Here is a 22,884-nt window from a genome sequence, read left to right as displayed (position 1 = left end):
GGTATGCACCAGCTGCCTACTCTGCAACACTATTTCAAAGAACTCTGGTAACCTTCCCCGAGAGTCGCGACACGAACTCTTGACTGGCCAGGTTCAATTCACGCAACAGTCTCGTAGCACCAGACGGTTTAGTGCTGCTTGATGCGATGAATGTTAGTTGCACGAACCACATCCCGAACATTTAAGAATCATCCAGCCTTGTTAACTACAGGCAAAATTTAGGCGCGCTGCCTGCGGACTGAACAGCAGGTGCTGTGTGGGGCCTGATGTTCAGACGCACCACACGTCAAAACCGCTCAACGGTCAGACTCGCGCAGCAGCAGCTCCAGCTTCACCAGATCATCCTGCACCTGCAGTGCCACGTCGGAGCCAGGCTCCAGCAAGGCCAGCAGCGCCTGCCAGTGGTCGCGCGCGGCCCGCGAATTGCCCGCTTGCAAGGCCGCCGCACCGGCCAGCGCCAGCGCCTTGGGCTGCTGCGCGTCCAGGCGCAGCGCCTGGGTGATCGCGGCGCCCGCCGCACCGTCCAGGCGCCCCTGCTGCGCGGAGGCCTGGGCGTCCGCCAGGTCCGCCCACAGGCGCGCCTGCTCTGTAGCCTCCAGGCCCTGGGCTTGCGCCGTCTGCAGCGCGCCCTGGTAGGCCTGAGCGGCATCGGCATAGCGCTCCAGGGTTTCGTAGGAGCGCGCCAGCATCACCCACCCCGGCAGGTTGTCGGGCTGCGCCTGCAAACGCTGCGCCAGGCCGGCCACCATGGCCTCGACTTGCGCCTGGCCCGCGCTGTGGCCCATGGCATCCGCCTGGGCCAGGCGTGCTGCGGCCTGCGGATCGCCCACCTGCACATACAGCCCCCATGCCGCCACGGGCAACAGCACGGCCAGCACCAGGGCGCTGGCGCGTGGCAGCCATGGTCGTTGGCGCCAGGCCCGTGGCTGCGCGCGCTGCGCCAACTCCTGCAGCAGGCGGCGCTGCAACTCGTCCTCGGCCTGGGCCAGATCGGCCGCATCGAGGTTGCCAGCGCGGTGCTCCCGCGCCAACTCCTGCAGCTGGGCCTGGTACAGCGCCCGCAGGGCGTCATCGCTGCCGGTCACCGGTTGGGCCGCATCCCGCAGCAGGCTGGGCAGCAGCACCGCCAGGCACAGCAGCACCAGGGCCAGCGCCCCCAGCCACAATCCCACCATATCGCTCATGGACGGTCCTCCGGTGTCGGTGTGTCCTGCCGGTTCTCCAGCCACGCCTGGGCCCGTGCCCGCTCCTGCGGGCTCAATCCCGGGCGGGCCACGCTCTGGTGGCGCCGGCGCAGCGTGCGCCACAGCAGCAGCAAGCCGCCCAGCAGCACCACAAACGGGGCACACCACAGCACCCAGGTCGAAGGCTTCCACGGCGGTGCATAGCGCACAAAACTGCCATACCGCTGCTCGAAGAAGGCCACCACCTCGGCATCGCTGCGGCCCTGCGCCAGTTGCGCCGCAATTTCTTTGCGCATGTCCTTGGCAATCGGCGCCTGGGATTCGGCCACGGTCTGGTTCTGGCAGACCACGCAGCGCAGCCGGGCGGCCAGGGCCGCCTCGCGCGCCTCCAGTTCCAGGTCTTGCGCAGCGAAGACACTTGGAGTAAGCAGGGCGGCGCACAGCGCCAGGGACCAGGGTTTCATTGCACAGCCCTCACCACAGGCATCAGTTTGTCGTTCCACACCTCGGGCGTCACCGGCCCCAGGTGGCGGTAGCGGACCCGGCCCTGGGCATCGATCACAAAGGTCTCCGGCACGGCATGGATGCCAAAGTCCATGCCGACCCGGCCATCGGCATCCACCACAGAAGCCACATACGGGTTGCCGGCCACGCGCAGCAGGGCCTGGGCCTTGGCGGGCTGGTCCTTGTAGTTCAGGCCATAGAGGGCCACACCGTCCTTGCGCGACATCTCCACCAGGATTGGCAGCTCCTGGCGGCAGGGCGCGCACCAGGAGGCCCAGACGTTCAGCAGCCAGACCTGGCCCTGCAGCGCCTGAGGTGTCAGCCGTGCGCCTTCCGGCCCCTGCAGCACCGGCAAATCGAACACCGGCACCGGCTGCTGCAAAAGGGCCGATTCCAGCGCCCGCGGATCACGTTGCAAGCCCAGGCCCAGCATGACCGCCAGCCCCAGGAAAACCGCCAAAGGAATGACAAAACGCATCACGCCACCTTGTGCGCCACGGCGCTGCGCGCTGCACGGGTCACGCTCTGGCGCCCGGTGCGAAAACGCTTGTCCAGCAGGCTCAAGCCCGCCCCCAGTGCCATCATGAAAGTCCCCATCCAGATCCACTCCATCCAGGGTTTGACCTGCAGACGCACAGTCCAGGCCTGCCCGGTCTCATCCAGCGGCTCGCCCAGTGCGATGAACACATCGCGCGTCCAGCGGCTGTCGATGGCCGCCTGGCTCAGCCCCATGGTCTGCACCCGGTAGGCGCGTTTTTCGGGGTACATGTCCCAGCTCCGGTCCCCATCGCTGACGCGAAAGTGGGCGCGCTGGGCATCGTAGTTGGGCCCCTCCACCGAAGACAGCCCCACCAGGGTAAAGCGGTAATGGCCGGCCTCCACGCTCTGGCCCTGGGCCACATGGGTTTCGCGCTTGGTCTCTAGTCCGTTGGCCAGGCTCACGGCCATCACGAACACGCCCACGCCGGCATGCGCCATCACCGTGCCCCACCAGCCCCATGGCTGACGGGCCACGCGCTGCCAGCCTGCGCCCTGACGCACCGCAGGCAGCAGGCGCTGGACGGCATGCGCCAGCGTGCTCAGCAGGCACCACAGGCCCAGGGCCACCCCCAGCAAGGTCACGGGCGTGATGGACCCGGCCTGGGTCAAGCCCAGCACGGCCACGCCCACCACGGTCAGCACCAGGGCCGCGCGCAGCCGCTGCCACAGCTCGCGGCCCGAGCCCTGCTTCCAGCGGGCCACCGTGCCGCAACCCATCAAGGCCAGCGCCGGCAGGACCAGCGGCAGAAAGACGGCTTCAAAATACGGTGGGCCGACCGAGATCTTTTCGTTGCGCAGCACATCCAGTGCCAGGGGGTACAGCGTGCCGATCAGCACGGCCAGGGCCGCGGCGCAGAACAGCACGTTGTTCACCAGCAGGAGGGTTTCGCGCGACAGCAAGGCGAACTGCCCGCCCCCGGTGCCCAGCTCCGGCGCCCGCCAGGCGTACAGCCACAGCGACACGCCCACCACCGCCACGATGAAGCACAGGATAAACAGGCCGCGCCCTGGATCGACCGCAAACGCGTGGACCGAGGTCAGCACCCCGGAGCGCACCAGGAACGTGCCCAGCAGGCACAGCGAAAACGCGCAGATCGCCAGCAATGCTGACCAGCTGCGGAATGCGCCGCGCTGGTCCGTGACGATCAGCGAGTGCAGCAAGGCCGTGCCCACCAGCCAGGGCATGAAGGAGGCATTTTCCACCGGGTCCCAGAACCACCAGCCCCCCCAGCCCAGCACGTAATACGCCCAGGCGCTGCCCAGCAGGATGCCCAGCGTCAGAAAGCCCCAGGCAGCCAGCGTCCAGGACCGCGACCACCGCGCCCAGGCAGCGCCCAGCTCGCCCGAAATAAGGGCCGCCAGCGCAAACGCGAACGGCACCACAAAACCCACATAACCCATGTACAGCAGTGGCGGGTGAAAGACCATGCCCGGGTCCTGCAGCAAGGGATTCAGGTCCTTGCCTTCGAGCGCGGCCGGCACCAGACGCAGGAACGGGTTGGACAGGAACAGCACGAACAGCAGAAACCCGACGCTGACCCAGCCCAGCACCGCCAGCACGCGCGCCACGAAATCGGCCGGCAATGCGCGGCTGCGCCAGGCGACCGCCACGCTCCAGCAGGCCAGCAGCACCTGCCACAGCAGCATGGAGCCTTCATGCCCGCCCCAGAAGGCCGTCAGCTTGTAGATCATGGGCAAATCGCTGTGCGAGTTGGCCGCGACGTACAGCACGGAATAGTCCTGCGTGCCAAAGCACCAGAACAGCACGCCCGCCGCCAACAGCGACAGCAGGCACTGCAGGGCGGCGGCGGGCCGCGCCAGGCGCACCCAAGCGGCGATCCCCCACTGAGCGCCCAGCAACGGCAGCGTGGCCTGCACCAGCGCCACGATCAGCGCCAGCACCAGCGCAAACACCCCCAGCTCGGCCATCATGGCTGCCCCCCTGATGTCCGAGCGGCGTCTTCCAGTGCCTTGGCCGCTTCCGGGGGCATGTAGTTCTCATCGTGCTTGGCCAGTACCTCGGCGGCCTCGAACACACCGTTCGCCTGCAGCTTGCCGGATGCGACCACCCCCTTGCCTTCGCGGAACAGATCGGGCAACAGGCCCTGGTAGCGCACCGGCACGCGCTGCACCTCATCGGTCACCATGAACTGCACCTGCAGGCCATCGGCGGAGCGCTGCAGCGAGCCAACCTCCACCAGGCCACCGATGCGAAAGGCCGCGCCCTGCGGCGCTTCGCCCGCGTGGATCTGGCTGGGGCTGTAGAAAAACATGACATTCGCATCCAGTGCGCGCAGCACCAGGGTGACGGCCAGCCCCACCAGGGCCACACCGGCCAGCACCCACAGCAGGCGCTTTCGACGGGGTTTCATGCAGCATCTCCCTCAGGGTCGCGCAGTGCGGGGCCCTGTCGCAGCCGACGCCAGCGCCACAGCAGCGCCAGGATTTCAAGCAGCAGGAGCGCTGCGCTGACGCCATAGGCCAGCGCGATGTAAAAACCATGGGTCGCCATCACAGTTGCTCCTCTGCGGCACGTTCTCGAATCAGGCAGCGCGTGCGCAGCAAGCACACGGCCAGCGTATAGGCCCAGCACGCCAGGGTCATCAGCAGCATACCCGCCAGCATGGTGTGGGTCATGCTGGGGGCCGCATCCATGCGGATCGTGGCCCCCTGGTGCAGGGTGCTCCACCACTGCACCGAGAAATAGATGATGGGCACATTCACCACGCCCGCCAGCAACACGATGGCACCGGCCGCATCAGCACGCTCGGGGTCTTCGATGGCCGAGGCCACCCCCAGATAGCCCAGGTACAGAAACAGCAGGATCAGCTCCGAAGTCAGCCGCGCGTCCCACACCCACCATGCGCCCCAGGTGGGCTTGCCCCAGGCTGCGCCGGTCCACAGCGCGATCACGGTGAACAGGGCCCCGGTGGGCGCCAAGGCGCGCGCCAGCAGCGGTGACAGGTGGGTGCGGTAGACCAGGCCCAGCCCCGCGTGCACTGCCGCCACCACGTAAATGAACATCGACATCCAGGCCGCAGGCACATGCAAAAAGATGATGCGATAGACCTCGCCCTGCTGGTGATCGGTGGGTGCCACGAAAAAACCCACCCACAGCCCGGCCACAGTCAACGCCAGCGCCAGCACGGCCAGCCACGGCCACAAGCGTTGTGCCCAGTGGTCAAACACCGGCGGGGAGGCCAGTTGGCGCCAGCGAAAGCCTGCGGCCGCAGCACGCGGCGATCGAGGAGAAGAAGCAAAAGGGGAAGGGTTCATATCATTCCAGCGCCAGCCTCAACGCCGCCGCAATCGCCCAGGGGCCGGCAAGCAGCGCCAGGCACAAACAGGCACCGAGCAAATTCAACGCTGGGGCCGCAGGCAGCCCCAGCAAGGACTGGGTCACGGCATGGCTGCCAAAGATCAGGATCGGCACGCTCAGCGGCAGCACGACCAGCACCAGCAGCAAAGCACCGCGCAAGCCCAGGGTCAGCGCAGCCCCCAGGGCCGCCAGCACGCACAGGCTGGGCGTGCCCAAGGCCAGTGACAGCAGCAGCACCCCCATCACCTCCTCGCCCAGGCCATATTGCCAGCCCAGCAGCGGCGTGGCCAGCAGCAGCGGCAGCGTGCCCACCAGCCATTGCGCCCCCACCTTCACTCCCACCAGGAGGGGCAAAGGTGCAGGGGCCAACAACCACTGCTCCAGCGAACCATCTGCATGGTCCCCCTCGAACAGCCGGTGCTGGCCCAACAAGACCGCCAGCAAGGCCGCCACCCAAACAACGCCGGGCGCGATCTGCCGGAGCAAGGCGCTGTCCGGCCCCAAAGCCAGCGGAAACAGGCTGCCCACCATCAGGAAAAACGCCAAACCACTCAGGGCATCGGCCGGCCGGCGGACGGCCAGACGCAGCTCGCGCACCACCACCGCCCTCAGCATGGCGCCTCCTGCTGCGCCGGAGCCGCAGAGGGGGCACTCAAATCCAACACCGGGGCCGGCACGCCAGGCACCAGCAACCCGCGATGGCTGACCACCATCGCCAGCCCTCCCGCCTGGGCGTGTGTGGACAGCAGTTGCACCAGCAAGGCGCTGCCCTGTGCGTCCAGCGCATTGTCTGGCTCGTCGAGCAACCACAGCGGGCGTTCACTGAGCAGGACCCGGGCAATCGCCACCCTCCGTCGCTGCCCCTGGGACAAGCGGCCAAAAGGACGCGAAGCCACATCCAGGACATCCAGCGCGCGCAGCACCTGGGCCGCACGTTCACCGGACCAGGGCACGGCCTGCATCTGGAGTGCGAAACGCAGATTCTCAATCCCACTGAGGGCATCGCTCATGCCGCACTGGTGCCCCAGGTACGACAGCTGCCGCTGGAACGCGGGGCTGGATGCGATGACACGCTGCCCGCACCATGCCAGCGCCCCGGCACGCCAGGGGATCAGCCCGGCCAGACTGCGCAGCAAGGTGCTCTTGCCAGCACCGTTACTGCCCTTGAGCTGCAGCACCTGGCCGGCCTGCAGGCTGAAATCGATCTGGCGCAACAGCACACGGCCATTGCGGATGCAGCCAAAGCCAGCAACGTCCAGGCTCCGTGGCGCATGCTCCGCAGACACCATGCGATCAGGGCTTGGCCATGGCGACAGGGGCTGGCACCACCTGGCCAGGGCTGTCACTGGGGCCTAGCCCCGGAGGGATGTGTGGCAACTGGTGGGCAATGCCCTTGTGGCAATCGATGCAGGTTTTTTCCTTGTTCGCCAGGTAGGTGGAATGCATGTTCTGTGCCCGCTGACTCTGGCGCGTGAAGTCCATGGAGTCGTAGTTGTGGCAGTTTCTGCATTCCAGGGAATCGTTGGCTTTCAAGCGCGCCCATTCATGCTGCGCCAGCTCCAGGCGCTTGGCATCAAATTTTTCCGGTGTATCCACCGTGCCAAAGATCTTGCCCCACACCTCCTTGGACGCCTGCATCTTGCGCGCCATCTTGTCGGTCCAGTTGTGTGGCACGTGGCAGTCTGAGCAGATCGCGCGCACTCCGGAACGGTTGGTGTAGTGGATGGTGCTCTTCAGTTCGGCGAAGACGTTGTCGCGCATTTCATGGCAACCCGTACAGAACTTCTCGGTGTTCGTGACCTCCATCGCGGTATTGAAAGCCCCCCAGAACAGGATGCCCGCAATGAACCCGCCAATCGTCAGGAACCCAAGGCTGAAATGGACGCTAGGGCGCCGTATGACGGCCCAGTAGCGCTTGAGTAATTGCAGCATGCTTGTGCCCCAGTTCATGGTTTCTTGGATGCGTTCGCAGGATTTTGCAATGCTTTCAGGAGCAGGCTGTCCACATCCTGGAATGTATTTCTTACGAAAGGCGTCGCATTGTCCTGCCCCACATGGCACTGCACGCAAAAGTAGCGTCGGGTCGAGATCTGCGCCAGGGTATTGCCATCGCGGTCCTGGTAGTGGGTGATGGAGACCGGGATCGCCTGAGAGACTTCCGCTTTGGTGCGGGAGTGGCAATCCATGCACTTGTTGAAGTTCTTGTCGACCTGGTAGCCATCGATGCGGTGCGGAATCACGGGCGGCTGCTGCGCGTAGTTGCGCGTGCGGCGCATATCATCGTTGATGGGATTGCCCAGCACCGGGGGTTTGGTGGTTTCCAGCAAGGGAGCCGTGCCGCGGGCCTTGTCGTACAAGGGCTCGGCGGAGGCCGTGCCGGTCGCGGTGACCACACCGATACACAGCATCAGTGCCATGCCCAGTTTCTGTATGCGTTTCATGGGGTGCTCCTCTGCTTGTCCTCAGACCTTGGTCAGCCTCACGGCACACTTCTTGAAGTCGGTTTGCAACGAGATCGGGTCAGTCGCGTCCAGCGTCACCTTGTTGATCAGCTGGCTGGCGTCAAACCATGGCACATAGACCAGGCCACGCGGCGGCTTGTTGCGGCCGCGGGTCTCCACGCGGGAGCGGATGGCCCCACGGCGCGAGGCGACTTCAACCTCGCTGCCCCGGCGCAAGCCCAGCGCCTTGGCATCGTCAGGGTGCATATAGCACAGCGCATTCGGCATGGCACGGTGCAGCTCGGGCACACGGCGGGTCATGGACCCGGAGTGCCAGTGCTCCAGCACACGGCCAGTGGACAGCCAGAACGGATATTCCTTATCAGGAGCCTCGGCTGCCGGTTCATAAGGCAGGCCAAAAATGACCGCCTTGCCATCCTTGTGGCCATAGAAATCGAAACCAGTTCCAGGCTTCACATACGGATCGGTTCCCTCACGGTAGCGCCACTTGGTTTCTTGCCCGTTGACGACAGGCCAGCGCAACCCGCGCACCTGGTGGTAGACATCGAACGGTGCCAGATCGTGCCCATGACCACGCCCGAACGCTGCGTACTCTTCGAACAACCCCTTCTGGGGGTAAAAACCAAACAACTCGGCCTCGTGGTTGTTGTATCCCGCCTCCATGTCGGTCACCGGGAATTTGTCCACCTGGCCATTGCGGTACAGCACATCAAACATGGTCTTGCCGCGGTACTCCGGGGCCTTCGCCAGGAGTTCCTCAGGCCACACCTCCTCGATCTTGAAGCGCTTGGCAAACTCCATCAGCTGCCACAAATCCGAACGTGCTTCACCGGGCGCCTTGACCAGTTGGTGCCAGAAGTGCGTGCGGCGCTCAGCGTTGCCGTAGGCACCTTCCTTTTCCACCCACATGGCGGTCGGCAGGATCAGGTCCGCCGAAGTCGCCGTAACAGTGGGATAGGCATCCGACACCACAATGAAGTTATCCGGATTGCGATAGCCCGGATAACCTTCTTGCACCATGTTGGCGGATGCCTGCATGTTGTTGGTCACCATGACCCAGTAGGCATTGAGCTTGCCATCCTTGAGCATCCGGTGCTGTTGCACTGCGTGATAACCGGGCTTATCGGGAATGGTGCCATCTGGCAACTTCCAGATTTTTTCCGCGGTTTTGCGGTGCTCGGGATTGGTAACCACCATATCCGCGGGCAAGCGGTGCGAGAACGTACCCACTTCGCGCGCCGTGCCACATGCCGAAGGCTGACCAGTTAACGAGAAAGGACTGTTGCCCGGGGTCGCGATCTTGCCAGTGAGCAAGTGGATGTTGTAGACAAGGTTGTTGGCCCAAACGCCGCGCGTATGCTGGTTGAAGCCCATAGTCCAGAACGACACCACCTTGCGCTTGGGGTCCGCGTACAACTCGGCCAACTCCTTGAGTCGGTTGGCAGGAACGCCTGTCAGTTTGGTGGTGTATTCCAGGGTATAAGTGGAGACGAACTTGGCGTACTCCTCATAGGTCATGGGCTTGGCACCATTCGGGTCACCGGCATTTTTTGCAGCTTTTTGCAGAGGATGCTCTGGACGCAAGCCATAACCGATGTCCGGATTGCCCAATTTGAAGTTGCAGTGCTTGGCCACAAACTCCTGGTTCACACGCCCTGTGGTGATGATGTGATTGGCAATGTAGTTCAAGATCGCCAGGTCGGTCTGCGGCTTGAAGGTCAGTTCAATGTCTGCCAGTTCATACGAACGGTGTTCAAAGGTAGACAACACGGCCACCTTGACGTTCGGTGCGCTCAAACGGCGATCCGTCACGCGCGTCCAGAGCACAGGATGCATTTCTGCCATGTTCGAGCCCCAGAGCACAAAGGTGTCCGTAGCTTCAATGTCGTCATAGCAGCCCATAGGCTCATCCATGCCGAAGGTGCGCATGAAGCCTGCCACAGCCGAGGCCATGCAGTGGCGCGCATTCGGATCAATGTTGTTGGAGCGGAAGCCGGCCTTAAAAAGTTTCGAGGCTGCGTAGCCCTCCCAGACTGTCCACTGGCCCGAGCCGAACATGCCCACGCCGGAAGGGCCCTTTTCCTTAAGCGCCTTCTTGAATTGCTGGGCCATCACGTCGAAAGCCGTGTCCCATGACACATGCTGGAATTCCCCATCCTTGGCATACTTGCCGTTTTTCATGCGCAGCAAAGGCTGTGTCAGACGATCCTCGCCATACATGATCTTCGACAGGAAGTAGCCTTTGACGCAATTGAGGCCCCGATTCACCTCGGCCTGAGGATCGCCCTGGGTCGCAACCACCCGGTTGTCCTTGACGGCCACCATCACGCCGCAGCCGGTACCACAGAAGCGGCAGGGCGCCTTGGACCATTTCATGGGAGCGCTACCACCCGCTTGCGTGCCCTCCTGAGAGATGGCGTGGATGGGAATGCCTGCCACAGCGCCCGCGGCGGCGGCGGCAGTTTGACGAACGAAATCGCGACGGGTGCTAGTCATGGGAGACTCCCTCGTTAAGTAATTGCCGGGGTTCTGCGTGCTGGTACACCAGAGAGACGTTCAGTACGCCATCGATCAACCGAATTTGCGCCACCTGATCCATGATGAAGTCGGCGCTGGGTCCCTCCAGGGTGACCACCAGCTTGCCGTCTGGATGGGTGCCATGCACTTGGATGGAGTCCATTTTGGCCAGCGCCTGCCCTACAGGATCAAGCGCCTGCGGCATCGTATGAACCACCAGGCTGGCAATGTGCATCTCATCGGCCATCGAATGCAGGGCTTCAGGCATGAGGAGGACCCGCAAACATCTGGTAGATCCAGACCAGGAAGCCGTAGCCGGCAATGATCAAACCAGCCAACACCGGCGCCATCACTACCGTTAGAAAAGCAAAGCTGCGCAACTCTTCTTTGCGTGCCGTGGGATTATTTTTTTCAAGCATAGCCACCTTTCTGGATGACGGTTTACGTTACAGATGCTCTGCCAGAACTTCAATCCACTCAAACCCGCAACGATCAGAACACTTGCAACCACTTTAGAGATATTGCCAATCCACTCAATTGATTCACATCAAATATATATTTTAACCTCGTTTTCCAAATAAATAAAAAATACTCCAACAACAATCTCTATTAAAAAATACCTCCCAAGCAAAATTACACACGAAAAATTATTGCAATCCATATACCAACAAATCACCTTAATTATTGATTTGCATCAAAAATTAATTGATTGACGTGAATATTTTTTTAAAAACATCTACTCTGCATGAAAGTTTTGTATTTATTGAAAAGACTGCAATGACTAGCCTTCTGAAAATCCAGGAACCGTCCTCGCTGCAGCCGCAGCACCGCCCGTCTCTAAAAGCCTTTCTGGAACTGGGGTTTCGGCCGCTGTACCTCTGTGGCGCACTCTGGGCCATAGTGGCGGTATCACTCTGGGTGTTTGCGCCCTTTCTCCTGCAAGGTGTAGCCGCCGGCGTCTTCTGGCATGCCCACGAAATGTTCTGGGGCTTTATTGCAGCGATTACCGTAGGCTTTCTACTGACTGCCACCAATAACTGGACAGGCTTGAATCCATTACAAGGCCCAGCGCTAGGTGGTCTCGTCTTGCTATGGTCGGTAGCACGAATTGGATTTTTGCTCCCCGGAACCACAGCCTTCGGTATCGCGAGCATCGCCGACATGCTGTTTCTGAGTGTCGCCGCGCTGGCAATCGGTCGATGTTTGTTTGCCCGTCAAAGTCGGCACAACTACATCTTAGTTGTGCTGCTGCTGGGTATGGCGGCTGCTAACGCCGCCTATCTCTACGCTTGCTGGAAACAGCTTGAGTACGTCATCGTCATGCATTACTTCTTCACAGGCATGCTCTGCATGTCCGTGATTGCTTTGCTCATCGCACGCCGGGTTATTCCATTTTTTGCCAGCCGCGCACTTCCCCAGCTAACACTCAACCGACACACACGCAGCGGCCAATGGCAAGCCGCCTTAGCCGCTTTGGGAATTCTCACGTGGTCATTCGGATTTAACCAATTGGCAACCCTGTTTTTGGCCGCTGCGGGGCTGATCACACTGTGGCATGTGATCGCCTGGAAGCCCTGGTCCGTCATGGGCACTCCTCTACTCTGGATTCTCTATCTGGGATATATCGGACTTGGTCTGGGTTTGTGGGTTGCCGCAACTTATGCCATGGGTTGGACATCCCGTCTGTCATGGCCCATCCATATGCTGGGAATGGCGGGGTTTGGCGCACTCATCATTGGCATGATTACGCGCACAGCGCTTGGACATACGGGCAGAGCACTGGTTGCAGATTTCAGCATGGTGTGCAGCTATGGCTTGGTCGCTTTCGCCATTGTTTTGCGCCTCACAGCACTGAGCGTCAGCACCCATCCGCTACCGTGGCTGCATGCCAGCGCCTTATGCTGGATTTTAGCATTCGCCTTGTACTTGTGGCGATTTGTACCATGGCTCGTACGCCCCCGCGCTGATCAGCGCTCCGGCAAACCCATACCAATTCAGCGACCACTCCACTAAAACGAGATGCGCCTCACCACTCTCACCGACTACGCGCTGCGAGTCCTTATCTACAGCGGCCACCACTCAGAGCGCTTGTGCACTATCAGCGAAATTGCCACCGCCTTTGATATCTCACAAGCGCACTTGATGAAAGTATCCCAACTGCTGGCACAGCAAGGGTGGATCACCACGGTGCGTGGCAAGCACGGGGGACTGCACCTCAGCAAAGCCCCTGACCAGATCCCACTGGGCGCAGTGGTTCGCAGCATTGAGCCCGACTTCAACATCGTCGAATGTCTGGGGCCTAACAACCAATGTCGCCTCACGGGAGGCTGTGCGCTGACTTGCATTCTGAATGGCGCCCTCAAAGCCTTTTTGCAGCATCTTGACTGCTACACCCTGGCGGACGTAATCACCCAGCCCAAAACCGCATCACCTGGGCACCTCCCTCTCCTGCTGAATAAATTGACTTCCGTGGAGGCTCAAAAGCCGTAAGGGCTGAATCATCCCCAGCGGCTTTGACTGCAAGACACGTGAACGTAAGCGCTCTTGGTTCAAACGGATCCAACTGATTACGTTCAGCAACTTGGCGTAACAAAATCGATGACCTTCAACATAGGATCGCTGTCTGCAGCGTGTAAAGACTGCTTTCCTCCACAACGACAGACCTGAATTTTTTCTGCACACGCAAGATTGGGCTTTTTACTGACAAGCGCAACGTTTCGATTTGCGAAAAACTCTACTCCTTGAAACGTGATTTTTTGTTAAATAACTGTGTCCAGTGCTTCCATGCACTGCACGCAAGCCCAAGGCGCGGGAGAGCATCGTGAATGTAAACAACACGCAGCATCAAGACACAGTGACGCTGCATAAGTACCCTGCTGACAGAAGCTTGTCCTCCACATGGCCAGACTTTCTAGCAGGCCAAGCTGAAAAACCAATTCGGGTGATGGTGGTAGATGACGACAGTCATGTACGCATGGTCATTGCTCAGGAGGTGATGAATGACCACCGGACGGTGGTCGTCGCACAGGCCAGTTGCTTGCGCGAGGCACGCAAATACATCCGACAGCATGATTTCGATGTCATGCTGGTTGACCTGAACTTGGGCAACGGAAACGACGACGGCTTAGAGCTGATCGATGTGATGAAAAGCCTGCGCCCTACGGCAGAAGCCATCGTGGTTTCGGTTGTTGAAACCGAAGAACAAGTACTGCGCGCCTTCGAAGTGGGGGCCACAGGCTATCTGGTCAAAAACTCTTGGTTTGGCAGCTACGTGCAGGCGGTGCTTCAAGTGGCAAACGGCGGAGCATCCATCACTCCTAGCTTGGCCCGAAGGTTGTTACAGCGCTTCGACAAAAACATTGTTGCAGCTACTCCATCCGCCTCACCCTCCTGCGCTGCTGACCTCATTTCCGCGCGCGAACGCAAGGTACTTCGGATGGTGGCAAACGGCTACACCAGCGCAGAGATCGGTCATCAACTCGAAATCAGCACCACCACGGTGAACGCACACATCAAAAGTATTTACTGCAAATTGCAAGTCCACACGCGTGCGCAGGCAGTTCGTTTTGCGCTGATGCGTGGCTTGCTGTGAATTGGGGAGTGGCTGATTGCTAGTGCGGTCCACCATGCTTTGGCGACTTACAACTTGGTCATGGCAGCTGGTGCTGGAGCTATGCTGGCTCTGGTACATGCCCGCAACATCTGCCGCTTTTGTGCGCTGGGTGTCTTATCTTTCCGTGATCTCCAGCACATGCATGTGCATCTGGTACTTGGCCAAAACGTATCGCCACAGACTGTGGCGACGCCGAAAGAGCGTGCGCCCATCCCAAGAAATACGAACCGAGCGCCGCAGAATCGCCCAATCTCTGCACGATGTGCTTGGTAGTCAGCTGGTGTATGCGCTATCGCTATGTATCAACAAACCAGACCCCGCGCTGCAACAAACCCTGGAGCAAGGCCTGCTGAATTTGCGCCTGATTGTCGACTCCATGGATGGGCAAGACGACGTATTGCCAATATGCATGGCCAGATTTAGGCATCGGGTTCAGCCCGTGCTGGATCGCCGTGGCATCTTGCTGCATTGGAATGTCTGTGACGACGATACACTGCAATCGTCCGATCACCTGCCTCGAGGGCACCTTGCCCAAAACATAGTCGCCGTACTGCAAGAAGCCATCAGCAACATCTTGCAGCATGCGCATGCCCGTGAAATTTGGATCACACTTCACCTCCACGACCTAGCTTGCACAGAAAACGCAAACCAGCGAGGTCATCTGTGCGTAGAAGACAACGGCTGCGGCATACCCACCTGCGGGCAAGCAGGAATGGGGCTAGCCAACATGCACCAGCGTGCGCATGCGATCGGAGGCCAGCTGCAAATCAGCCCTCGAGCTGGTGGTGGCACCTGCCTGCACCTGAGCTGGTAGAGCGCGACCAGCCTTCCGCCGCCCACCTATGCGCATGGGCGTGCTACTGCAGAACTTCTGCCTCCTCGAAGGATCGAAACATTCACGGGTATCGGAGATGCGCCATACAGCAGCCTCCCGCCCGTGAGTCAATCCGCACACCACGTGCTCCGACAACACAAGCGAATCTATTGATCCATCGATTGATTGGAACGCATCAATGGATAGGTGCGTTTGCGCGCTGCAACGACAAAATAAAAAAAACCTATGAACAACTTTTAACCATAGGTGCAAACAATTTCAAAAAATGCATTCTGTTGCAACGCCAATTCTGCTTGCGCATATTTTTTTTTAATAGCAACATGCGCAAATCTGATATGCGATTTGAGCATTTTTAATTCATTTTCTCTGGCACTACAAACTCGTATTCGCATCTAGTTATGGGAATTGAGCAGGTTGACGCAAGCACACACACTGGATCCCGACGCCACCAAACTTTGCACCGCTGAATCAGGTCTGTGTTTGGTGAAGTCATAGACCGAAGAAAGGGTCGAATTCGATTGATCCTTTTCGGGCATTTTTCCGATCCTCCAGGAGAAACATCATGAAATCGCTTGCAATTCTTGCCCTGAGTGCTATCGCAACTGCAGCAATGGCTGCCGGACAGACAGGGCCAACCACCCTATCGATCAGTGGTTCATCCACCCAGATTGCATCTGTGAACGGTGGTTATCTGAAAAACACGGCCAACTCCAAAACCTATGCGAATCAGAACGTTTCTTCTAATAAAGGAGGCGCTGACATCGAAGGTACATCGAAACAAACCACCATCCTGACCAATGCCCACGTCAGCAACGAAGCAAAGTCTGCTGGTGATGTAGCCGTGCAAAACTTGGCTTCGAATGTCGGCGACGTCACTGTGGAGCAAAGCAAGCATTTCTGGGTCAAAGGTAAATCCGAGCAAGAAGTTCATGTGACCAATGCCTCCCTGACCAATGAAGCCAACAGCTCCAGCGGTTGCTACGGCTCCAATTGCACGGACACAGCGATTGCATACCAAAACGCTGCTAGCAATATGGGGGATATCACGATCAGCGGTACCAGCAGCCAGTTTGTGAGCATCACGGACGGCAACACCAATGTGTCCAACAAGGCTCTGGGCAGGAACACCGTTGCAGTGCAAAACATGTCGTCTAACTATGGCAAGGTGGACATCTCTGGCACCTCCAGCCAAAGCACCTACATTGCAGGTGGAGCTACAGTGGCCAACCTGGCTACCGGTGCGAATGCAGTGGCTTACCAGAACATTGCCTCCAATGACTCCTGCGATCCACCTCCCGCTGTTTGCGTTGGCCCAACTTGCGGACTGCTTGCCTCACGCTAACGTGTGAGTTTTCAAACTATCAGCAGTGCTGACGCTGCGGGTATACGGCGTCAGATCAGTCAACCGATCTGACGCCGTGCATCCCAGGTTTCAGCAAAAGGAGCTGACATGACTGGTCTCTCTCGTTTTCTCTGCCTCGGTGCCTGCCTCTGCGGCCTGCCCTCTTTGGTTGTCTGGGCTGCTCCTGGCGAAGACCCGGTCACCATCAGTGGCCGTGTCACCTATTTGCAGCTGCCCACTTCGCCACTGGCTCGCTCTGGCAACCTCGAATATCGCAAAGACATGCCTGATGACATGGCAGCCAAGGTCAGCCGGTACACCGCCAAGGCCTACACCCCCAATACGGGTGATATCAAGACCGAAAAAGATGTGGTGCAAAGCGTGCAAACCAACGGCACCCAGACCACGTGCTACCAATCGGTTGGCAGCGTATCTGCAGCCAGTGGTCAAGGTGTGAAGAGCACCGGCAAAGATCAGGTGGTGGTCTTGCGCGGCGACCTCATCAACATCTGTAACTGACTCCCCTTTCATCACATGCGGGGCCACAGCCGCGCCTGTACCTCAAGCATCTGGACAACACAGGCTGGCACACAGTCGCACAAGAAGAGGTCATCATGGAATACACAACACCAGCGGCTGTGGCATGGGGTGGTGATACACCGGCGCACAACAGCGCGCTACGCCGGGTTGGACATTGGCTGCTCCTGGGCACTGCGGTGCTTGCCAGCGGCTGCGGCCAGTTGGATGCGCGGCGCCACATCAGTGCCCATGAACCCGTAACCACCATGAACCGCCCGGTCGTTCGCCCGGTTCGCTCCATCTCCAGCTTTTCTGACTCACTCAGCTGCATGGATCACATGCTGCGTGCCGCAGAGCTGCCCACCACGCTCATCAGCAGCAAGCAATTTCCTGACTTTTCGGGGAGGGTGCCTGTGGCAGTGAAAGACATGGTGGTGACTTCCCTCTCGCAGATGTCACACCTGAGCAATGCTTTCCGCTATGTGGACTACGAGGTCGACATTGCACGCCAAGATACGGTGCAAAACCTCACGACGATTTTGCTCAACAACAACCAAATGCAGTTGCAAAGGCCTGCGCTGTATGTGTCTGGCGCTATCGCTTTTGTAGACCAAAACGTCGCCAGCCAGCGCAAGACCGTCGGCGCTTCCAGCGACCGGGTGGATCTGGGCTACAGCAACAGCAACTCCGCCACCGTCGTTGCCCTGGAAGTGCACCTGGGCGACTTTCGCACGCGCACCATCATCCCCGGGCTGGACTCCGCCAATGAAGTCGTGATTGGGGGCGCTGGCGAAGGGCTGGATCTGGCAGGCCGTATCGGCAACAACTACGGGGTGCGCTTCAATGTCGGGCGGGACTACGCCATGGGCACCGGGGGCGCGCTGCGCACTTTGGTGGACCTGGCCATGATTGAACTTGTGGGCAAATGGGCGCGGGTGCCTTACTGGCAATGCCTGATGCTGGACCAGACCAACCCCAATTTCCAGCGCCAGATGCGCGACTGGTTCAATGAAAGTGGCACCTCGGGCCAGCTGCGTCTGGTGCGCTCCTCGCTCATCAGCCGGGGCTACCTCAGTAGCAGCCAAGGTGATCTGGGCGCCAACCACCCAGAGATGCGCTCCGCCCTGGCACGCTTTCAAGCAGATACCGGCGTGGTGGTAACGGGCATCATCGACTTTCCCACCTATGAAGCGGCGCTGCGCGATTTTGTCGCGCTGGGCCCGGAGGGGGCGCTCACCAGGATTGGCTGGAGCAATACCGGGCACTTAACCACTGCCGCTGCGGAGCCCACACCTGCAGCCACAGTGCCCTGGAGCATCGACCTGCAGATAGAGAACCCGCAGCCGGCAGGCATGCGCCCAGCCTTCAGCGAAGGGGATCAAATTTTTCTGTCGGCCACGGTGTCGCGCACCTCGCACCTGTATTGCTACTACGTTGATACCGCTGGCGCTGTCACCCGGCTGCTGCCCAACGCGCTGCAGCTCAACACCTTGGTCTCCGCCAACCAGGCCGTGCGCATTCCGGACTGGATGAGTGCCAACCCAGGCTTTATTTTGGATGCGGGCAAACCGGGCACAGAAGGCGCGATCTGCATGGCTACCGCAGAAGATGCCATGCCCAAGCTGCCAGCAGAGCTGCAAGGGCCTGCGTTGACCCCGGTAAAAGACGTGCAGGGCATCCCCGGTCTGCAACAGCGCTTTCAGCAAGCGCTGGGGGCAGATGGCTACGTCGCGCAAATCATGCGCTGGAGCGTAGTGGGCCGCAAAGCACCCGCAGACAGCAACGGAGCCAATTGAAATGCGCGGCCAACTGCACCGGCACCACCAAGGGCTGGGGGGAGCAGCCGGCACGGCCTTGGCGGTGGGGCTGGCAGCCCTGCTCGTGGTCCTGCCGGGGCCTGCGGCCCCCCGCACCCGTGCGGCCCCTGCGCCGCAGTTTGAGCTGCCCGCTCCTGCTGCGCCCCAACCCATCGAGGCAGCACCTGCCGGCGAGCGTGCAGCCCCCCTGGAGAGCGAAGTGCAACGCATCGATGCGCCTTCAGCCACCTCACCACCCCCGATCAGCGCCCCCCCGATTGCAGCCCCCACGCTGCAGCCCAAAGACACGCCAGCCCGCACTGTGAGGCGCGAACTGCAGCAATTGCAAAAAATGGCTGCCCCAGCCAGCGGCTATGGCAGCACCGCCGCTGCAGCGCAGGCCGCCTGGCAACTGGGCTTGATCTACCTGCATGGGGCAGGTGTGCGCGTAGACCGCCCACTGGCACAGCAATGGTTTGAACGTGCGGCGCGGCAGGGCCGAGAAAGCTGGGCTTATGCAGGACTGGCTTGGTGCACGATGGATGGTTGCGCCGCGCCCGCCAACCCTGCGGCGGCCACACGCGCTATCGAGCAACTGCGTGCCACGCACCCCGGCCGCGCTGATTACCTGGCGTGGTTGCAGGCAATGCAGCTGCACCCACTGCGCATCACAGCGCCCAACCCACGCAGCAGCAACAGCAGCGCATACGCCCCACAGGATGTGGCGCTGCTGGAGCGCGCCGCCGCATCGGGCGACGTGCCAGCAACGATTGAGCTGGGCATCCTCGCCTTTACCGACCAAGATGTGGAACGCGCACAAACGTACTTTCGCCGCGTGGCGCAGCGTTCGTCCGTGGCCGCCCATAACCTCAAGGTGCTGCAGGCGAGCAGCCGCTCGACCAGCGCCCCGCTCCAAGCCAGCACCAGCAATGCAGCGCAGGCTGCGCTAGAGATGGCACAGATGTACCACCGCGGGCAAGGCGTGCCCGCCAACTTTGCCGAAGCGGTGCGTTTTTACCGGCTGGCAGAACAACGCGGCAGCACGCAAGCGCACAAGATGCTGGAGCTCATCTTCTCCCAGCCCATGCCCGATGGAAGTTTGAACGCGGCCTGGATGCAGCAGTTGGCCCAGGTCGATGTCAGCACCCCTGTGGCTGCGCTGAACTCCGGGGTGCAGACACCGCAGCTGCAACGTCTGCCCACCCCGTTGTTTGATCTACTGCCCGCTTTCTGGCGCCAGCAGGTCTTGCAGATCGCTGGAGCCTGATTCGTCAGGCTGGGCGCTGGGTCTCAGGCCCGCCAGCGCCGTGGAGGCACGGGGGCGTGACAAATATACGTACAAACCCTTGCTTCTCCACGAAACCACTGGACAACCCTGTGGACAACTCTGCGCAACCCATACACCACCCACGCTAAGCCGTTGTTTTTATTTACCCTGAATTAACGTGCACAGAAAGCAGGCAAATTCATTAAAAGCATAGCTAGCAGCGCTTACTGCATAAGCATTGGCAGCCAAAAACATACTTAGTCACCTGCGCAACAAAACAGGCATTGCCAAATCTGCGATACCGCCTAGACTGCGCAGCCATTGCTTTGATGAACGGTTGTCATGTTGTATGCACTTGTGGCCTTGTTCGCCTTTCAGTTGGCGGGCGAGGCATTGGTTCAGTTTTTCCAACTCCCCTTCCCCGGCGCGCTGCTTGGCGCCTTGCTCCTGCTGCTGGGCTTGCTGCTCTACGGGCGCCTGCCCCAGGCCCTGGAGCAGACCTCCCAAACCCTGCTGCAAAACATGATGCTGCTGTTCATTCCCACCATCTCGGGGGTGATGCTGCACTTTGATCGCATCGCCAAAGAATGGCAGCCGTTTTTGGTGGCTGGCGTAGCCGGTGCCGCCATTACATTTTTGGTCACCGCGCTGACGTTCAAATGGATGCTGGCCCGCACTACGCAAAGCGCGCAGGAGTCACAGCCATGAGCCCCCTGCATGACGTGCTGCAGCAGCTGTCCCACAGCCACCTGCCGTGGCTGGTGCTGACCATGGCGGTGTATTTGGCCACCTTGGCGCTGTACAAGCGCGCTCGGTGCCACCCGCTGCTTATTCCGGTGTTTCCATCGGTGGTCATCATCGTGGGGGTGCTGCTGGCCACCGACACGCCCTACGCCACCTACCAGCAAGGCGTGCACTGGCTCAGCCTGCTGATTGGCCCAGCCACCGTGGCCCTGGCCATTCCGCTGTACGCCCAGCGCGCACGCATTTATGCGCTGTGGAAGCCGATTGCCGTGGCCTTGCTGGTGGGTTGTGTGGTGGCTCTGCTGTCGGCCATGGGCATTGCCTGGGCACTGGGTGGCAGCTGGGAGACCCTGATTTCGCTGGCCCCCAAATCGGCCACCATTCCGATTGCATTGCCGATGGCGGAGCGCTTTGGCGGCTTGCCTTCACTGGCGGCGGTGGCCGTGGCCGTCACCGGCATCAGCGGCTGCATGCTGGCCCCCTTGCTGCTGCGCATCGTACGCAGCCAAGACCCTGCCGTGGAAGGCTTTGCACAAGGCCTGACCGCCCACGCCATCGGCACGGCGCGCTCCATCCAGATCAACCCCACGGCCGGTGCTTTTGCCGCGCTGGCCATGGGGCTCAATGGCGTGCTCACCGCTTTGCTGATGCCGCTGTGCGTGGCCTTGTTCCAAAAGCTGCCCTAAGCGCGGCTCAGCACCCGCCACACAGTACGAACTCTCAAAAAAAATAGCTGCTAGCGCTGGATAAGTAAGCGCTGGCAGCTATTTCTTTATGTATGCATGCAGCATTGCCACTGTTGCACAAGGCCATATCGCCCCCCTATGCACGTCTTCGCGACCGCGCCGCGCTTGCGGCAATGCCAGCGCTTTTATGCCGCTGCGCGCGGCCCCCAGCGGCGCTGGGCATAAACCCACCACAGCAAGGCCAAAGTGGCCAAAGCACCGCCCACCCAGCCAATGTGCTGCATGTCTGTATGCAAGCTGACCTGGCTGCCCAGCAAGGCGCCTGCACCAATGCCGATGTTGAAAATGCCGGAAAACAGCGACATGCCCACGTCCGTCGCATCATGGGCCAGCGCCAGCACCTTGGCCTGCAGCGCCAGCACCATGCACATCATGGCGCTGCCCCACACCACGCATTGCAGGTACAGCGCCATTTCAGAGCTACTGGCGGGCAAAAGCAGCAGCAAGCTGGCGGCCATCGCGGCAATCGATGTCAGCAAAAAGCCTTGCGGAAAGCGTGCCCCATAGGCGCTGAACAGCACGCTGCCCATGATGCCCATGCCCCCAAACAGCAGCAGCACGATGGTGGTCACATCTGCGCTCAGGCCTGCAACCACTTGCACAAAAGGCTCGATGTAGCTGTACACCGTGAACTGCGCGGTCACCACCAGCACCAGCAGCACATACAGCGCCACCAATGCAGGGCGGCGCAGCAGCAGCGGAATGCTGGAAGCCGAGCCCGCGTTCTCACTGGGCAGCAGGGGCAGCAGCTTGGCCAGCGCCACCATGACCACCACCGCCAACGCACCAATCGCCCAAAACGTAGTGCGCCAGCCCAGCCAGTCACCCACCACGCGCCCCAGGGGAATGCCCATCACCATCGCCAGCGTGGTGCCAGTGGCCAGCAAGCTCAGTGCCTGCGCTTTTTTGCCCGCAGGCGCAATCCGCACCGCCAACGCCGCCGTGATCGACCAAAACACCGCGTGCGACAGCGCCACGCCCAGTCGGCTGGCCACCAGCATCTCAAAGCTGCTGGCCATGCCCGAGATGGCGTGGCTGGCAATAAACAGCGCAAACACCCCCATCAGCAGCTTGCGCCGCTCCACCTTGCGGGTCAGCAGCATGCATGGCAGCGAAGCCAGCGCCACCACCCAGGCGTAGATGGTCAGCATCAGGCCCACATGCTCCGCCGGCATGTCAAAGCTGGCACCGATATCACTGAGCATGCCTACCGGCACAAACTCACTGGTGTTGAAAATAAAAGCGCCCAGTGCCAATGCACAAACGCTGAGCCAGGCACGCACGTTCGCGCTGGAAGAAGAGGAAGCAACAGACATACACCACACAAAAAAGAACGCAGCCTGTTGGCTGCGTGTGCGTATTGTTGCCGTTTCTGCATGCATGCGCTGGCACCAGGGGCAGACCGGGCCGCCTGCGCTGCGCGGCCTTCACAGTGTTTGGGGCCGATCGCTCTGCTGGCACCTTCGCGCGCAGGAGCATGAAGGAGGTATGAGTTA

At 60.7% G+C, this 22,884-nt stretch carries 26 protein-coding genes; 10 read left to right on the top strand and 16 right to left on the bottom strand.

Features of this window, described 5'->3' with window-relative positions; translation table 11 throughout:
- Positions 1–296: 296 nt before the first annotated feature.
- The 14 genes from ccmI to napE are packed head-to-tail and all read right to left on the bottom strand — an operon-like array spanning position 297 to position 10,945.
- Positions 297–1,184, bottom strand: a complete 888-nt coding sequence (ccmI, locus tag B3R00_RS11015; RefSeq protein ID WP_286999052.1) for a c-type cytochrome biogenesis protein CcmI — start codon at positions 1,182–1,184, stop codon at positions 297–299.
- Positions 1,181–1,648 (bottom strand): cytochrome c-type biogenesis protein, encoded by a 468-nt coding sequence (locus tag B3R00_RS11010; RefSeq protein ID WP_286999051.1) that lies wholly within the window; start codon positions 1,646–1,648, stop codon positions 1,181–1,183. Before B3R00_RS11010 ends, ccmI begins: the two co-directional genes overlap by 4 nt.
- Positions 1,645–2,166, bottom strand: a complete 522-nt coding sequence (locus B3R00_RS11005; protein ID WP_274754271.1) for a DsbE family thiol:disulfide interchange protein — start codon at positions 2,164–2,166, stop codon at positions 1,645–1,647. Before B3R00_RS11005 ends, B3R00_RS11010 begins: the two co-directional genes overlap by 4 nt.
- The gene (locus tag B3R00_RS11000; RefSeq protein ID WP_286999050.1) at positions 2,166–4,160 is read right to left on the bottom strand and encodes a heme lyase CcmF/NrfE family subunit; all 1,995 of its coding nucleotides are present in this window, start codon (positions 4,158–4,160) and stop codon (positions 2,166–2,168) included. Before B3R00_RS11000 ends, B3R00_RS11005 begins: the two co-directional genes overlap by 1 nt.
- The gene (gene ccmE / locus B3R00_RS10995; RefSeq protein WP_286999049.1) at positions 4,157–4,600 is read right to left on the bottom strand and encodes a cytochrome c maturation protein CcmE; all 444 of its coding nucleotides are present in this window, start codon (positions 4,598–4,600) and stop codon (positions 4,157–4,159) included. Before ccmE ends, B3R00_RS11000 begins: the two co-directional genes overlap by 4 nt.
- Positions 4,597–4,740, bottom strand: a complete 144-nt coding sequence (gene ccmD / locus B3R00_RS10990; protein ID WP_070356664.1) for a heme exporter protein CcmD — start codon at positions 4,738–4,740, stop codon at positions 4,597–4,599. Before ccmD ends, ccmE begins: the two co-directional genes overlap by 4 nt.
- Positions 4,740–5,504 carry a heme ABC transporter permease CcmC gene (gene ccmC, locus B3R00_RS10985; RefSeq protein WP_286999048.1) on the bottom strand — a complete coding sequence of 255 codons (765 nt, stop codon included), beginning with the start codon at positions 5,502–5,504 and terminating at the stop codon, positions 4,740–4,742. Before ccmC ends, ccmD begins: the two co-directional genes overlap by 1 nt.
- Before the next feature lies 1 nt (position 5,505).
- Complete coding sequence (gene ccmB, locus B3R00_RS10980) at positions 5,506–6,162, bottom strand: heme exporter protein CcmB (protein ID WP_183303761.1); 657 nt, start codon at positions 6,160–6,162, stop codon at positions 5,506–5,508.
- A complete protein-coding gene (ccmA, locus tag B3R00_RS10975; protein WP_286999047.1) occupies positions 6,156–6,836 on the bottom strand; it encodes a heme ABC exporter ATP-binding protein CcmA in 681 nt (226 codons plus the stop codon). Before ccmA ends, ccmB begins: the two co-directional genes overlap by 7 nt.
- Positions 6,837–6,840: 4 nt before the next feature.
- On the bottom strand, positions 6,841–7,479 hold the full coding sequence (locus tag B3R00_RS10970; protein ID WP_234688487.1) for a cytochrome c3 family protein: 639 nt from the start codon (positions 7,477–7,479) through the stop codon (positions 6,841–6,843).
- A 14-nt stretch (positions 7,480–7,493) separates the two neighbouring features.
- A complete protein-coding gene (locus B3R00_RS10965) occupies positions 7,494–7,988 on the bottom strand; it encodes a nitrate reductase cytochrome c-type subunit (RefSeq protein WP_286999046.1) in 495 nt (164 codons plus the stop codon).
- Positions 7,989–8,009: 21 nt separating this feature from the next.
- Entirely contained in the window at positions 8,010–10,505 is a 2,496-nt protein-coding gene (napA, locus tag B3R00_RS10960; protein ID WP_286999045.1) for a periplasmic nitrate reductase subunit alpha, read from the bottom strand.
- Complete coding sequence (locus tag B3R00_RS10955; RefSeq protein ID WP_286999044.1) at positions 10,498–10,809, bottom strand: chaperone NapD; 312 nt, start codon at positions 10,807–10,809, stop codon at positions 10,498–10,500. The genes napA and B3R00_RS10955 overlap by 8 nt, the downstream gene beginning before the upstream one ends.
- The gene (gene napE, locus B3R00_RS10950; protein ID WP_174862718.1) at positions 10,787–10,945 is read right to left on the bottom strand and encodes a periplasmic nitrate reductase, NapE protein; all 159 of its coding nucleotides are present in this window, start codon (positions 10,943–10,945) and stop codon (positions 10,787–10,789) included. The genes B3R00_RS10955 and napE overlap by 23 nt, the downstream gene beginning before the upstream one ends.
- A 358-nt stretch (positions 10,946–11,303) precedes the next feature.
- Here napE and B3R00_RS10945 point away from each other — a divergent pair, with 358 nt between their 5' ends.
- The 3 genes from B3R00_RS10945 to B3R00_RS10935 all read left to right on the top strand — a co-directional run bounded on the left by B3R00_RS10945 (position 11,304) and on the right by B3R00_RS10935 (position 14,118).
- Positions 11,304–12,539 (top strand): NnrS family protein, encoded by a 1,236-nt coding sequence (locus tag B3R00_RS10945; protein WP_286999137.1) that lies wholly within the window; start codon positions 11,304–11,306, stop codon positions 12,537–12,539.
- A 6-nt stretch (positions 12,540–12,545) separates the two neighbouring features.
- Positions 12,546–13,016: an RrF2 family transcriptional regulator gene (locus B3R00_RS10940; protein WP_286999043.1), complete on the top strand. Its 471-nt coding sequence runs from the start codon at positions 12,546–12,548 to the stop codon at positions 13,014–13,016.
- Positions 13,017–13,470: 454 nt separating this feature from the next.
- On the top strand, positions 13,471–14,118 hold the full coding sequence (locus B3R00_RS10935) for a LuxR C-terminal-related transcriptional regulator (protein WP_376747675.1): 648 nt from the start codon (positions 13,471–13,473) through the stop codon (positions 14,116–14,118).
- 316 nt (positions 14,119–14,434) lie between these two features.
- On the opposite strand, the gene B3R00_RS10930 is transcribed toward B3R00_RS10935, so the two are convergent.
- The gene (locus tag B3R00_RS10930; RefSeq protein WP_286999042.1) at positions 14,435–14,728 is read right to left on the bottom strand and encodes a hypothetical protein; all 294 of its coding nucleotides are present in this window, start codon (positions 14,726–14,728) and stop codon (positions 14,435–14,437) included.
- On the opposite strand from B3R00_RS10930, the gene B3R00_RS16350 reads away from it, so the two are divergent.
- From B3R00_RS16350 to B3R00_RS10900, 7 genes are all read left to right on the top strand, one after another.
- Positions 14,714–14,953 carry a sensor histidine kinase gene (locus B3R00_RS16350; RefSeq protein WP_376747676.1) on the top strand — a complete coding sequence of 80 codons (240 nt, stop codon included), beginning with the start codon at positions 14,714–14,716 and terminating at the stop codon, positions 14,951–14,953. The two genes, B3R00_RS10930 and B3R00_RS16350, sit on opposite strands and share 15 nt — an antisense overlap.
- Before the next feature lie 583 nt (positions 14,954–15,536).
- Positions 15,537–16,316, top strand: a complete 780-nt coding sequence (locus B3R00_RS10925) for a hypothetical protein (protein WP_286999041.1) — start codon at positions 15,537–15,539, stop codon at positions 16,314–16,316.
- Between the two features lie 108 nt (positions 16,317–16,424).
- Positions 16,425–16,835 (top strand): hypothetical protein, encoded by a 411-nt coding sequence (locus tag B3R00_RS10920; protein ID WP_286999040.1) that lies wholly within the window; start codon positions 16,425–16,427, stop codon positions 16,833–16,835.
- A 95-nt stretch (positions 16,836–16,930) separates the two neighbouring features.
- The gene (locus B3R00_RS10915) at positions 16,931–18,631 is read left to right on the top strand and encodes a DUF4384 domain-containing protein (protein WP_286999039.1); all 1,701 of its coding nucleotides are present in this window, start codon (positions 16,931–16,933) and stop codon (positions 18,629–18,631) included.
- Position 18,632: 1 nt separating this feature from the next.
- A complete protein-coding gene (locus tag B3R00_RS10910) occupies positions 18,633–19,898 on the top strand; it encodes a tetratricopeptide repeat protein (protein WP_286999038.1) in 1,266 nt (421 codons plus the stop codon).
- Between the two features lie 342 nt (positions 19,899–20,240).
- Positions 20,241–20,606, top strand: coding sequence for a CidA/LrgA family protein (locus tag B3R00_RS10905; protein WP_286999037.1), 366 nt, complete (start codon positions 20,241–20,243; stop codon positions 20,604–20,606).
- The gene (locus B3R00_RS10900) at positions 20,603–21,328 is read left to right on the top strand and encodes an LrgB family protein (protein WP_286999036.1); all 726 of its coding nucleotides are present in this window, start codon (positions 20,603–20,605) and stop codon (positions 21,326–21,328) included. The genes B3R00_RS10905 and B3R00_RS10900 overlap by 4 nt, the downstream gene beginning before the upstream one ends.
- A gap of 185 nt (positions 21,329–21,513) precedes the next feature.
- Here B3R00_RS10900 and B3R00_RS10895 read toward each other — a convergent pair whose 3' ends face one another.
- A complete protein-coding gene (locus B3R00_RS10895) occupies positions 21,514–22,704 on the bottom strand; it encodes a sugar transporter (RefSeq protein ID WP_286999035.1) in 1,191 nt (396 codons plus the stop codon).
- Between the last annotated feature and the right edge of the window lie 180 nt (positions 22,705–22,884).

Origin of the sequence: Comamonas sp. UBA7840, assembly GCF_002501455.1 — a bacterium.
GTDB lineage: Bacteria > Pseudomonadota > Gammaproteobacteria > Burkholderiales > Burkholderiaceae_C > Comamonas > Comamonas jiangduensis.
This window is presented reverse-complemented; position numbering and strand designations above follow the sequence as displayed.